Origin of the sequence: Streptomyces klenkii (genome assembly GCF_003626645.1) — a bacterium.
Taxonomy (GTDB): Bacteria; Actinomycetota; Actinomycetes; order Streptomycetales; family Streptomycetaceae; genus Streptomyces; species Streptomyces klenkii.
This window is the reverse complement of the sequence record NZ_RBAM01000040.1, coordinates 1-11808: the sequence shown is the minus strand read 5'-3', so window position 1 is coordinate 11808 and position 11808 is coordinate 1. Positions and strand designations below refer to the sequence as shown.

Sequence of the window (11808 nt, the reverse complement as noted above, 5' to 3'; positions counted from 1 at the left end):
CAGCCGCTGGAACTGCCGTGGGCGAAGCCCGGTGAACACCTCGACGAACTCACGACGCTGAGCGGAGACCACCTGCACGACCAGACCAACGCAGACCAACCAACACGGTTACGAGAAGATCTTTAGGCTCAGTGGGTGACTCGGATTGGCGGGGATGCTTCCGATCCTCGCCTGTCAGGATCGCAGACGCCGGGTGTGTCAAGCGGCGAGGCCGCGGTGGTCGTGCGGCAGATGGAGATAACTGAGCTGGGCCTCTCTATCGCATGATGCCAAGCGTCACCGGTACACCGTTTGTGGCCGCGTCTGCTGTCCGGTCGTGAGAGGCATAAGACCGTGTCCTACATGGCGGGTTAGTGGTTGGTCCGGTCATGGGGAGTGGGCGGTGGGGCTGGATTGTTCCGGCTGGTTTGTGGCGACTGGCGAAGCCGTTGCTGCCTGCGGCGCGGGTGCGTCCGCAGGGCGGTGGGGTGGCGAACATCGATGACGAGGCGGTCTTCGCCGCGATCGTCTACGTGCTGGTCGCACCCGAAACCGACACCCGCCCCATGCGCAGCGGGGCGCATAGTTGGCGACGTGAACACCGAACTGACCGTGCTCCAGCGGGACAAGGCCGTGGGCCAGGACGACACGATACGGATGCTGCTGGGCGAGTCCAAGCGCTACAGCCGTGCCGTGCCGATCCGGCGCGCCTTCATCCAGGACGCCGACCCCGGCCCCCGCCTGGTCACGCGGCCCGGCCCGTTCCCCAAGCTGCTGCGCAGTCCCGGGCGGCTGGACCTCTTGCTGCTGATCCACTGTATCAGTGTGGACCTCCCACCCGCTGTCTTGGAGTGCGGCCAGGACGGTGGTGGTCTCGGGTGAGAGGTTCGGGTTGCCGAGCTTCAGGCGGCAGCCAGCGACCACGGCCCGCAGGACGGCGGCGATCGTCGCGCCCCTCGACCGGAACGGCAGGTCGAGCGCCACGGTGCCCAGTCGCCGGCCGGAGACGGTGACGCGGTAGTGCCCGGCCTCGCGCTGCACGGCGTCGCCGAAGGTCTCGTACGCCCGTAGGTGCTCGCCCATGCCTCGCGCCCCGACCTGGCAGCCCCCGGGCCAGGGCAGCCTCGCCGTGCCGTAGGCGGCCAAGAGAGCGGGGACGAGGTAGTAGGAAGCTCGAATACGCGCGGCCTCGGCCAGATCCGGCAACGTCGCGGCGCTGGCGCCTCCGGGGCTGAGAATCAGGCAGCCGCTCTCGCCCACCGGGTAGGAGAGGCGGAAGCCGGCCTGTTGGATCAGGCCGAGCATCAGCGTTACGTCCGTGCTAGCGGGCACGTTGCTGAGCTTGACGTGCCGCCCGCTCGCGGCGGCCGCGGCCAGCAGGGGCAGGCAGGCGTTCTTCGAGCCGTCCACCACCACGGCCCCCTGAAGCGGGCGGCCGGGCCGGACGGTGAGCGTGTGCGGCAGCGCCGCCAGGGCGCTGTTCGGCAAGGTCATGCGGGCCTCCGAAGAGTCGTGAACCAGGTGATTGCTGAGGTGGCTTGGGGCGGGCCCGGCCCAGTGGCCGGGCCCGCCTGGGGGCGCCGTGGGGAGGGACGGCGCCCGCACGCACCCGCCGGAAGAGGGGCGTCGGGGGTGCGGGTCGGCGGGCGGCGACGCCTCGGCGGGAACATGCCACCGCCCGCCGACGTGTTTCTAGACCGGCAGGCGGACCATGACGGTCTTGCCCCGGCCATCCGCATCACGCGGCACCGCCATCCGCCCGCCAGCCTCGGCAGCCAGGGCCTGAACGAGGGCCACGCCCCGCCCGCCCTCCTCCTCCACGCCCGGGCAGGGGATACGGCGGGGCATGCGGGGGTCGCGGTCGTGGACGGCGAGGGTCAGCTGCCCCGCGTCGAGGCCGAGGCGCACCTGCGCCACCTCGGCGGTGGCGGCGTGCCGCACGGTGTTGGTGACCAGCTCACTGACCACGAGCACAGCCACCTGAGCCACGCTCGCTCCGCCGGGCAGGCCCCACAGGCCCAGCTGGGCGGCCACCTCACCACGGGCCAGGGCGACCGCAGCCGCCGTGACCGGGACACAAAACTGCAGGCAGCGGCCTCTGACCGCCACAGCCGCTTCGCCGCCGTGCGTGCCGGGGACATCGCCGCGAGCGCGGCTGGAAGATCGGGACATGACAGGGAGTGCTCCTTCTCCGTCGCAGGGGAACGGCATCCGCGCACACCAGAGACCGGCGAACGGGCGCCGGAAGTGGAGTGCGGATCGTGAAGCACCCTCAGCATGACCCCGCACACTTCTGTCATGCAAGTGCATGACAGAAGTGGCATATTCGAGTTCCGTACTACCAGGCCGCGTGTCAACCTGGGTATGGGTTCGTTGAGTTCACGCGGTTGCGAGCAGGCTTGCGTACGGCAACATGCTGCTTGCACGGGAGATAAGGAGGGGTGATGGCGACGAACATGGGGACGGTCAGACGCCGTCTGCTCGGAGGCGAACTACGGCGCGCGAGGGAGAACGCCGGGCGCAAGGCCGAGGAGGCCGCGGCCCACCTGGAATGCTCGATGTCGAAGATCAGCCGGATCGAGAACGGCATGAGCCCGGTCAAGTCCCGCGACGTGCGCGACCTGCTGGAGTGGTACGGGGTGAGCGATCCTGCGCAGGTGAAGGCCGTGATGCAGCTCCACAAGGACGCCCAGGAACAAGGCTGGTGGGAACCGTACGAGGACCAGCTGCCCTCCGGTATGGCCACCTACGCCGGCTTCGAATGCGAGGCGGTCGCCCTGCGCGCCTACGAGCCGATGTTCGTCCACGGCCTGCTCCAGACCGAGGACTACGCCCGCTCCGTGATCAGCGCGGCCAACCCCAACCAGGCCGAAGCCGTCGAAAACCTGGTGCGCTTTCGCATGCAGCGCCAGCAGGTCCAAGCCGAGCGGGAGGAGCCGGTGCAGCTGTGGGTGGTGCTCGAGGAGAGCGCCCTGCGCCGCCCTGTCGGCGGCCCGGAGGTGATGGCCGCCCAGATCGAGCACCTCACCGCGGCCGCGGCCCGCCCGGACGTCACGCTGCAGATCATGCCGAGCGCCAAGGGCGCGCACGCCGCGATGGCCGGAGCGTTCGCGCTGATGGAGTTCGCCGCCGCCATACCAACCGTCGTCTACATCGACTCCATCGCAGGCAATCTGTACCTGGAGAAGGAACGCGAGGTGCGCTCCTTCGCCCAGACCTTCGACCTGGTCAGGGCCGCCGGCCCCGACCCCCAGGAAACACCTGCAACACTCGAGATCATCGCAAGGGAGATGCGCACACCATGAGCACCACCACCGCCCGCCACCCGGCTACGCCCCAGGACAGTCGGCGCGTCTGGCGCAAAAGCAGCCACAGCTCCGGCAACGGGGCCTGCGTCGAAGTCGCCACCGATGCCCCCCTCGTCGAAGTCCGCGACTCGAAGGACCCGAGCAAGCCCCACCTGCACATCGCTCCACAGCAGTGGCAGACCTTCCTCACCCACACCGCCATCAGCGCCACGTACTGACACGGACTGAAGGCGCGGCAGTCGCAAGGCTGCGGCCAGGGCCGGGCCAGCGAACAGCTGCGTGTGGTGCAGGGGCCGGGCCGGGCGGCTCGCACGGACCCCAGCCCGGCACAGGATCCGGACGACGGACCCGGCCAGTTGGTCGGTGCCAGTCAGACGCCAGTGCCATTTGCAGAGCGCACCTACTGTCCGCCCGCTGGCAGCGGCACCAGGGCAGACAGGGGGTCGGCGAGGAGCTTTTCAACGTCGGCATGCCGTTCGTTCTTGGTGGTGGCCAGGGTGGCAGGCACCGCAGATGATCGGCGATGAGAACCGCCGCCACGGGGGTGGGGCGCCGGTTGTGACCGGCGCCGATCACGGCCAGGACCTGCAGTTGGGCGTCGCGCACGCGCGCCAACGCCCGGTGTTTGGGCTGCCCGAGAACCTGCGCCCGCTCCCACACCTGCCGGTCCCTGGCTGTCAGCAGGCCACGACCACACCGGCGTGTCGGACCGAGCCCACCGGGCGGCTGTGCCCGTGGGTAAGACCGCTTACTTCCTCAGCGACCTCACCTCCGACGCTGGCGTGACCATGGCCCTCCCCGGCAGCCGCACCGACACCGGACCTGTGACCGTCCCGGCCGGAGCCATCGACCTGCCCAGCGCGATCACCCCCGACGTCGGCCCCTTCGACGCGCTTCTATTCGAGAACCGCACCTTGGCATACGGGCGGTCTCAACGCCTCCGGCCACCCCCGGCTGACGGTGATGATGCAGTACGGCTACCGCTGGCTCGCCCCCGTCGATGACCCCGCCCCCAACTACCAGAACGCGGGGACCTGACGGAGAGCGAGGGCGGCGGCGTCGTTGGCGGCGCGGGCCGGGTCGCTGCAGTGCTTGAGGACGTACGGCTCGCGTCCGCCGACGTACCAGACGCGGTTGGCCTGACCGGTGGTGATTTCAGTGGCGCCCTCAGGGACGCGGCCGTCGATCCTCCCCACGGCGTCAGGCGATGTCGCCGAGGTAGCGGGTGGGGGACTCACCATGGGTGAGGTCGGCGATCAGGGTGCGCAGGCCGTGGGGCAGCAGGTTGAGGCCGGGCACTTTCTCCAGCTCCACCCATTGCAGGCCGGTCTGCACGTCGTCTTCGGCGTGGCCGCCGAGCTTGTCCGGGTCGCCCTCGGGCCGGCACAGGAAGATTGCTTCGACCCGGTGGTCTTCCGGGGCGCCGCCGTGGTTGGCGCCGATGTACTCGCGCAGCCACAGCAGACGCTCGGGTGTGACGTCCAGGCCAGTCTCCTCAAGGACCTCGCGGCGGACCGTGGTGCCGAGGCTCTCGCCGGGGTGCTGGCCGCCGCCGGGCAGGAAGTAACAGTCCTGGCCCTCCCAGCGGGCGCGCTGGAGCAGAACGCGGCCGTCGTGAAGGACGACGGCCTTGGCCGCGTTGCGGACGGTCGCGGTGACGGTTTCAGCCACGGGGCCTCCCACGTGTGACCGGGTTCTGGGCTATCGGGGTGTTCAGCGTTCAGTCTTACCGAAGCCAGGGTGGCGCCCGGTGGCCTTGGCCCAGATCAGCCGCCAGGGTCCGGCCAGCCGAATGAAGGGCTGCAGGGGGCTGGCCGCGACGAGCGCGATTGGCCGTGTTGCGGTAGAACGCCGTGGTGGCCTGGTCGTGGCGGGTGGAATGACGCTGCGGTGCAGGGCCGGTGCCAGGGCGAGCAGCCGGGCGGTAGTGATGGGACCGTGCAGCAGGACACCGACTGCGGCGAGCCCGACCCACGAGGGACCGGCCCACCAGGCGCTGGCCACGGCGGCAGCCAGCAGCGGGGCGCCGAGGAGCCAGGCGGCGTCCACCCACTCCCGCAGCATCAGGGTGGCCCTGCCCTCCCCTGTCATCTCCCACGGCGGCCGACGCCGCATCACCCATGTCAGCGCCGGCCTCGCCGAAGCCCTCAGCCCCTTCGTACGAGTCGCCACCCCCGGCGAACACCGCGCCGCGCTCACTGCTCTACTGCTCTTGATCACCGCCACCGACGCAGACAGCGACGGTGGTCACCCAACCCCCGATGTCCCGGTCGACTGCGCCGCTACACCCGCCCTCGGCAGCCGCGTCTGCATCCACGTCCTCGCCCCCGGAGTCGGCGACCTCTACGCCGCTCTCGCCCACGAAGACATTCCGCACGCGGCGCGGCCCAGCTAACTATTGAGGGCGTTCGACGACGGGCAGTTCCTTGCCCGGCCGTAGCGGGGAGGCGGCATCAGCTTGGCTGAGAGGGGCGGATCATGACTGTCAGGACGGGGGCGGTGTCCTGGGGCTGGGCGTGTCCGACGGGCACGTACCCCCATCGTTCGTAGACGGCCTGGACCTTCCCGCCCCCGGCGAGCGGGTTGACCATGAGGGTTGCCCGTCCTGTCCAGTCGGCTAGCAGGTGGTCATGGACCTTGCGGGCGGTTCCTGTGCCGCGCCAGGAGGTTCGGACGGCGATTTCGTCGAGTCGGAAAGTCCGCTGTCCATCCTCGCGGGTGAGGTCTGCTGAGGGGGGCGGGTAGACCCGGGGCCACCACGTGTTCTCCTCGCCGAGTGGGCAGCCGTAGGCGTAGCCGACGGGGTCTTTGCCGGCCCACGCGAGCGCGGCCAGGCAACCGGGCCGCTTCGCGTGGCGCTCCAGTTGCTTGCGCATGCGCGGGGGTTGGTAGTGCTCCAGGTGCTGGAGTTCGGCGCGGGCGTCGACGTAGACGGCGAGGATGGCGTCGATGGTCTCCGCGGTGAGCGGTGTCCGGGTGAACCGGTCGGCGGTCTTCATCGGGTGGCTTCCATGGTCTGGGCGAGGCGGTGGAGGGCGGTGTGGACGCGGGCGCTGCCGGGGAGGTCGGCGGCCAGTTCGGTGGCTTGGCGGATGGTGTCGGCGGCGGCGTCCCGCTCGCCTTGGGCGAGTTGTGCCTCGGCCAGGTGGACGCGGTAGAGGGCGCGGTCGCGGGTGTAGCCGGCGCGGACAGCGGAGAGAGCGGCGTGGGCGTGGGCCTCGGCGTGCTGAGGCCTGCCCAGCACGCGTAGCGCTTTGCCGTGGAGGGAGTAGAGATCGGCTGTGCCGTAGAAGCCGAGCCAGCGAGGCCGAGGAATGGACTGGGTGGCGGTGAGGGTCTCGTGGGCGCGGTCGAAGGCAGCTTCGGCGCGTCGGCGGTCGGTGAGCAGGGCGGCGGCGGTGCCGATCCGCGCGTGCGCCAGGGAGCGGCACAGCGGGTCCCGGCGGACTGCGTGCAGGGAGCTGAGCTTCTCGGCAGCGGCCATGGCGTCGGCGCGGCGCCCGGTGGTCAGCGCGTAGTGGACCTGGCTGTTCCAGGCGTGGAGGAGTGCGTAGGGGTCTCGGGAGAGTGCGGCGAGGCGTGTGGCGGCGTCGATGTGCTGGGCGGCTGAGGTGGTGCGGTGGCCGTCGAGGGCGTACCAGGCGCTGGCGGCCTCGGCGTCGGCGGCGACGGCGTAGAGCGCGCGCCCCGTGCGGTCGCTGCACCCGCCGGCGTTGACGGCGGCGGTGGCCGTGTGGGAGATCGCCTCCGCGGCCCGTTCGAGGGTCATGCCGCCTTGGGTCTGGTCGGTCCGGGTGAGCTGGTGCAGCGTCTCGCGCAGGCGCTGCACATCGGTGGTGCCAGTGCGCCAGCGCCCTGCCGCAGCGGCGGGCGTGGTGGTGACCAGTGCGGTGGTCGCGGCGGTGGCGCAGGTGAGGAATGCGCGGCGATGCACGGGCTCCTCCGAGCGTGCGGACGGGTGTATGAAACCTAGGGCCTCGGCGCTCAGGCCGCTGACCTGGGTGAGGGCCAGACGCTGAAGCGCCCGGGGCCACGTGGTCTCCCCGGAGCGCCATTTGCGGATCGTTCCCTCGGTCAGTCTTCCCTCCCGGCCGCGGATGGCACCGATCTGAACGTTGAGTGCCTTGGCCAGGGTCGCGGCGCTCAGGCCCCGGTCCTTCATCCACGCGACCAACAAAGCGTTGCGCCTCCGGGTGTTCACGGTTCCCCACGGTAAGGCGCGGGGCCGCCCGGAGCTAGGTAAAGGGTGGGTCAATTCGATAGGGGTCGTCCGGACAGAAGGCCTTGCTTCGGTAGGGGCGCTGAGGGGCTTTCGGGGGTTGCCTACTGCATGCACCTCCCCTCGCGCAGCGGGTCGCCGGTGGAGATGGCCCGGCGGCCCGCTGCCCCCTTTCAGATCCGGAGAGCTGGGTAGATGACCACCACCCCCGCCCCTGCGGCTACACCAGCCGGTCACTACGTCGCTCACGTGGACGGACCCGAGGGCCGGGTGCCGATCGACGTCGAGCGGATCCGGCAGACGATCCGTGAAGCGCTCCGTCCGACGGTCGAAGGCACCCGCGTGGACCCCCACCAGACCAGCGACACCATGACGGATCTGGCCGGGCACGTCCGGCTGCTGCTGCCGGCCGCCGAGGCCAAGTACCGCGTCCTGCGGCCGGACGGCTCGCCCTACGACGGCATGCTCGCCGCGGACTTCGACGCCCTGCAACGCCGTCTGACCTACGAGCGGCCCTCGCCGTACACGTACCCGCTGAACGCGTCGGTGTGGATGGCCGACCTCGCCCGCAGCTGCCGGACGCTCCTCGACCTCGTCCTCGACGCACAGCAGGTAGCCCGGGGCCAGCGCGCCGGGGGGAGCCGGTGAGTACCGGGATCACCGATCACTCGGCGCGGGCCGTGCTCGTTCTGCTCGTTCTCGGGCTCGCGGGGCCGGCCGTCGTGCTCCGCCCGCACGCCGACCAGTTCCTGCACGCCTTCCCGGCCCCCGAACCGCAGGCCTCGGCCCCGGATGCCGCAGACGACGGCGAGCCGTAGAACCCCGCAGACTTCCCCGCCCGCGGCCGCGGGCGGGGGCACCACGGAGAAGGCCTTCTTCTCCCGTACCGAGGAGGTTGCTGTGCCCGACATCACCACACCCGCCCCGAACCCGGGCCCGGGTCTGCTGATCGCCGCCCGGCGCATCGCCGCGGCCCGCTCCCGGGCCGACCAGCCGTCCGACAACACGGGCGGCCGCACGGACGGCAACGACACCTAAGGAGACTGGCACATCCGATGAATAGCGCCCTTTCGTGGGCGGAGCGGCTGGGCGGGGACGAGTTCCTCGCCCAGACGTTTTCCCGCACCCACCACGTATCCCGAGGCCCGGCCGGCGCCTTCGACTCCCTGCTGACCTGGGACACCCTCAACACCCTGCTGACCACCCACCGTCTGCAGCCGCCCCGGCTGCGGCTGTCCGCCGGCGGCGACCTGGTCGACCCTGACCGGTACGCGACCACGGTCACCAATAGGAGGAGCGCCTCCTGGCACCATCTCCAGCCGGCCGAGGTACACGCCCGGCTCGCCGAGGGCGCTTCCCTCGTCCTGGACTCCGTGCACGAGATGCACCCGCCCCTCGCGGCGGCCTCGGCCGCCCTGGAACGGTTCGTACGCACCACGGTCCAGGTCAACCTGTACGCCTCGCTAACCCCGGAGCCCGGGTTCGGTGTCCACTGGGACGACCACGCGGTCATCGCCTGCCAGCTCCGCGGAGCCAAGCGCTGGCAGATCTACGGGCCGACCCGGGAAGCTCCCGGCTGGGTCGATGTGGATTTTCCGCAGGAGCCGCGGGGCGAGCCGCTCGCCGAGATCGTGCTGACCGACGGCGACCTGCTGTATCTGCCCCGGGGCTGGTGGCACTGCGTCGCCGCCGACACCGGCGAGCAGAGCCTGCACCTGACGTTCGGGCTGACCGGCCCGAGCACCGGCGCCGACCTCCTGCACTGGCTGGTGGACCAGATGCGCGCCCGGCTTCTCCTGCGCCAGGACGCCCCCCGGTTCGCCAGCCCCGGCGAGCAGAACGCCTACGTCGCCCGGCTGCGCACGGAGCTGCTGGCGGAGCTCGACGCCGGCCTCGTCGAGCGCTGGGCGGCCTCCGTCGACGTCACCCACCCCGGATACCCGCACACCAGCCTGCCTCACATCACCAACGTGCCCGCGGAGGCGGAGGTCACGGTCACGCTGGCGTGCCCGCGGGCACGCCTCGACACCGGCAGCGCCGCATCGGTGACCCTGCGCGGGGCGGGCGGTGAGTGGGAGTTCGCCCTCCCGGTGCGGCCCGTGCTGCAGGCCTTGATGCCCGGCGTGCCCATCGCGCTCGGGGACCTTGCCGACCGGGCCGGCTTGCCCGTCGAGGCGGTCGCCGAGATCGTCACCGTACTCGTGCAGGGCCAGGCCGCGGTCATCACAGGGGGCGGCCGGTGAGCGCGGTCCTCGGGCTGGGCACCTACAAGGTGCGCGACGCCGAAGCAGCGGCGCGCACCGCGTGCGCCGCCGGCGCCGCGTGGGTGGACACCGCCCCCAACTACCAGGGCGGCCGGGCCCATGCCGCGCTCGGGCCAGTGCTCGCCGACCACCCGCAGGTGAAGATCGCGACCAAAACCGGGTTCTTCACCCCGCAGCAGGGCCGCGCCGCGGTAGCGGCCGGAGTGCTGGAGGAAGAGCAGACGCGGGCCGGGCACTGTCTCGCTCCGCGGTTCGTGCGCTGGCAGGTCGAGCAGTCCCTCGTCGAACTCGGCCGGGCTGACATCGTCTTCCTGCACAACCCGGAGCACGCAGCGCCGCACCAGGCCAACGCCCGGATGCGCCAGATGTGGGAGGCGTTCGTCGTCCTGGAAGAACTCGCCCACGCCGAGAGAATCGGCGGGTACGGCATCGCCACGTGGTCGGGAATCGAGTCCGGAGCATTCGCCGTGCGGGACCTGCTCGCGCTGGCCCGGTATGCCGCGGGGCAGGACCGGCACCACCTGATGGCGCTGCAGATACCGGTGAGCCTGGTCAAGGACACACCGATCCGGCAGGCCCTCGACGGCCGCGGGCCGCTGGTGCAGGCCCGCGCCGCCGGGCTGACGACCTTCGCCTCGGCGCCGCTTCACAGCGGCGCGCTCCCGGACCTGCTTACCCCGGAACTGGTCGACCTCATCCGCCCTGGGCTCTCGCCAGCGGCCGCCTGCCTGCTGGTCGCCGCGTCAACGCCCAGCCTCGACACCATCCTGCTCTCCGCCAGCAGTTCACCGCACTGGGCCGAGGCCTCCCGCGCAGTCGCCCTACCGTTGGAGACTTCCCGGCTTAAGGAGGTCCTCGATGTATGCGCCGCCCGATGACGCAACCCGGGCCCGCATGGCGGCCGCCCTCGCCGAAGGGGCCCGCCGCCTGGGCGTGATGCCGTCCGGCCCGCTGTCCTGGGGCTGGCAGGGCTGCACCATCGGCAGCCCCGCCGGGGATCGCTGGCTGCGCATCGACTCCAGCACCCCCGGCGGCACCCTGCGCCGCGCACCGGGCGAAGGGGCGGCCGGCGCCGAACAACTGCTGCCCGCCGCAGTGCCACGCCCGCGCCTGCACGGCACTGCAGCGTGGGTGTCCGGCGGCTACACCTATGAGGCGGAGCTGAGTGACCTGGTCACCGTGCCGGTCATCTCGCCCGGCCGCTGCGACCTCACCACCGACCCCGGCCTGCCCGAACACTGGTGGACCAACCTGCGCCAGGCCCTCGGCCTCCTCGCCGCCTCCGAGGCAGGCATGCGCATCACGGTCCGCGACACCTGGGCCGCGCGCGCCTTCCCCCACTACCTCGGAATCCCCGCACCGGACACGATCGAACGGACAACCGGGCACGGCGACCTGCAATGGGCCAACATCACCGGCCCGCCGCTCACCCTCCTGGACTGGGAACGCTGGGGCCGCGTGCCGGTCGGCTTCGACGCCGGCCTCCTGCACGCCTGCAGCCTCGCCGTCCCCGCCGTTGCCGACCGGATCCGCAGCCTCTTCGACGACGTCCTCGACACCGAGGCCGGGCGCATTGGAGAGCTATGCGCGCTCGCGGAGATGCTGCAGGCCGTCGCCCGGGGCTGGTACCCCGAACTCGCGGAACCGCTCACCACACGAGCCCAGCAGCTGACCGGTACCCGGCCACCAGAATCACCGTGACCGAGTCTTGCGCCAACTTGACGCACCGCCACGCCAAGGCTGGCTTTCCCCGCTTACACAGCGATCAGGTCCAGCAAATCCCAACATCCTTCCCGTGCACAGGCGTTCGTGCATGGGGTACGGTGCCCGCAACAGGTTGCTTCGTGCCGAAAACGAAGCGACCCCCGAAGGGTGCTGGTAACACCGGACGGGGGTCTACACCACGAGGTCGCTAAAGATCTTCTCGTAACCGTGTTGGTTGGTCTGCGTTGGTCTGGTCGTGCAGGTGGTCTCCGCTCAGCGTCGTGAGTTCGTCGAGGTGTTCACCGGGCTTCGCCCACGGCAGTTCCAGCGGCTG

The 11808-nt window shown here is 71.1% G+C and carries 15 protein-coding genes and 2 pseudogenes; 11 read left to right on the top strand and 6 right to left on the bottom strand.

All coding sequences use genetic code 11. The features are described 5' to 3' along the window. Positions 1 to 368 precede the first annotated feature (368 nt). Together D7231_RS37985 and D7231_RS37170 are read left to right on the top strand one after the other, a co-directional pair. A pseudogene (locus tag D7231_RS37985) lies at positions 369 to 524 on the top strand (IS5/IS1182 family transposase); the annotation flags it as partial. A 49-nt stretch (positions 525 to 573) separates the two neighbouring features. Further along, entirely contained in the window at positions 574 to 861 is a 288-nt protein-coding gene (locus D7231_RS37170) for a hypothetical protein (RefSeq protein ID WP_199739519.1), read from the top strand. On the opposite strand, the pseudogene D7231_RS34190 reads toward D7231_RS37170, so the two are convergent. Both D7231_RS34190 and D7231_RS34185 read right to left on the bottom strand, forming a co-directional pair. Continuing rightward, a pseudogene (locus tag D7231_RS34190) lies at positions 820 to 1473 on the bottom strand (UDP-N-acetylglucosamine 1-carboxyvinyltransferase); the annotation flags it as partial. The gene D7231_RS37170 and the pseudogene D7231_RS34190 sit on opposite strands and share 42 nt — an antisense overlap. Before the next feature lie 198 nt (positions 1474 to 1671). Continuing rightward, positions 1672 to 2151, bottom strand: coding sequence for an ATP-binding protein (locus D7231_RS34185; protein ID WP_158673885.1), 480 nt, complete (start codon positions 2149 to 2151; stop codon positions 1672 to 1674). 272 nt (positions 2152 to 2423) lie between these two features. Between D7231_RS34185 and D7231_RS34180 the strand changes: the two genes are divergently transcribed. Together D7231_RS34180 and D7231_RS34175 are read left to right on the top strand one after the other, a co-directional pair. Continuing rightward, positions 2424 to 3284, top strand: a complete 861-nt coding sequence (locus tag D7231_RS34180) for a helix-turn-helix domain-containing protein (protein WP_120760184.1) — start codon at positions 2424 to 2426, stop codon at positions 3282 to 3284. Continuing rightward, complete coding sequence (locus D7231_RS34175) at positions 3281 to 3505, top strand: DUF397 domain-containing protein (RefSeq protein WP_120760182.1); 225 nt, start codon at positions 3281 to 3283, stop codon at positions 3503 to 3505. Before D7231_RS34180 ends, D7231_RS34175 begins: the two co-directional genes overlap by 4 nt. A gap of 798 nt (positions 3506 to 4303) precedes the next feature. Here D7231_RS34175 and D7231_RS34165 read toward each other — a convergent pair. Both D7231_RS34165 and D7231_RS34160 read right to left on the bottom strand, forming a co-directional pair. Beyond that, entirely contained in the window at positions 4304 to 4483 is a 180-nt protein-coding gene (locus tag D7231_RS34165; protein ID WP_120760180.1) for a hypothetical protein, read from the bottom strand. Positions 4484 to 4487: 4 nt separating this feature from the next. Next, on the bottom strand, positions 4488 to 4958 hold the full coding sequence (locus D7231_RS34160; protein WP_158673884.1) for an NUDIX domain-containing protein: 471 nt from the start codon (positions 4956 to 4958) through the stop codon (positions 4488 to 4490). 259 nt (positions 4959 to 5217) lie between these two features. Here D7231_RS34160 and D7231_RS34150 point away from each other — a divergent pair, with 259 nt between their 5' ends. After that, positions 5218 to 5682: a hypothetical protein gene (locus tag D7231_RS34150; protein ID WP_147449858.1), complete on the top strand. Its 465-nt coding sequence runs from the start codon at positions 5218 to 5220 to the stop codon at positions 5680 to 5682. Positions 5683 to 5740: 58 nt separating this feature from the next. Here D7231_RS34150 and D7231_RS34145 read toward each other — a convergent pair whose 3' ends face one another. Beyond that, complete coding sequence (locus D7231_RS34145) at positions 5741 to 6286, bottom strand: GNAT family N-acetyltransferase (protein WP_228775623.1); 546 nt, start codon at positions 6284 to 6286, stop codon at positions 5741 to 5743. Further along, positions 6283 to 7221 carry an NsdA family TPR-like regulatory protein gene (locus D7231_RS34140; RefSeq protein ID WP_147449857.1) on the bottom strand — a complete coding sequence of 313 codons (939 nt, stop codon included), beginning with the start codon at positions 7219 to 7221 and terminating at the stop codon, positions 6283 to 6285. The genes D7231_RS34145 and D7231_RS34140 overlap by 4 nt, the downstream gene beginning before the upstream one ends. A gap of 534 nt (positions 7222 to 7755) precedes the next feature. On the opposite strand from D7231_RS34140, the gene D7231_RS34135 reads away from it, so the two are divergent. From D7231_RS34135 to D7231_RS34120, 6 genes are all read left to right on the top strand, one after another. Beyond that, on the top strand, positions 7756 to 8154 hold the full coding sequence (locus tag D7231_RS34135) for a DUF6415 family natural product biosynthesis protein (protein WP_147449856.1): 399 nt from the start codon (positions 7756 to 7758) through the stop codon (positions 8152 to 8154). Next, positions 8151 to 8324: a hypothetical protein gene (locus tag D7231_RS36705; protein ID WP_158673883.1), complete on the top strand. Its 174-nt coding sequence runs from the start codon at positions 8151 to 8153 to the stop codon at positions 8322 to 8324. The genes D7231_RS34135 and D7231_RS36705 overlap by 4 nt, the downstream gene beginning before the upstream one ends. 82 nt (positions 8325 to 8406) lie before the next feature. Continuing rightward, the gene (locus D7231_RS37165; protein WP_194962831.1) at positions 8407 to 8544 is read left to right on the top strand and encodes a hypothetical protein; all 138 of its coding nucleotides are present in this window, start codon (positions 8407 to 8409) and stop codon (positions 8542 to 8544) included. Between the two features lie 17 nt (positions 8545 to 8561). Beyond that, the gene (locus D7231_RS34130; RefSeq protein ID WP_120760168.1) at positions 8562 to 9749 is read left to right on the top strand and encodes a cupin domain-containing protein; all 1188 of its coding nucleotides are present in this window, start codon (positions 8562 to 8564) and stop codon (positions 9747 to 9749) included. Continuing rightward, positions 9746 to 10648 carry an aldo/keto reductase gene (locus tag D7231_RS34125; protein WP_120760166.1) on the top strand — a complete coding sequence of 301 codons (903 nt, stop codon included), beginning with the start codon at positions 9746 to 9748 and terminating at the stop codon, positions 10646 to 10648. Before D7231_RS34130 ends, D7231_RS34125 begins: the two co-directional genes overlap by 4 nt. Beyond that, positions 10629 to 11471, top strand: coding sequence for a hypothetical protein (locus tag D7231_RS34120; RefSeq protein WP_120760164.1), 843 nt, complete (start codon positions 10629 to 10631; stop codon positions 11469 to 11471). Before D7231_RS34125 ends, D7231_RS34120 begins: the two co-directional genes overlap by 20 nt. Positions 11472 to 11808: the final 337 nt, after the last annotated feature.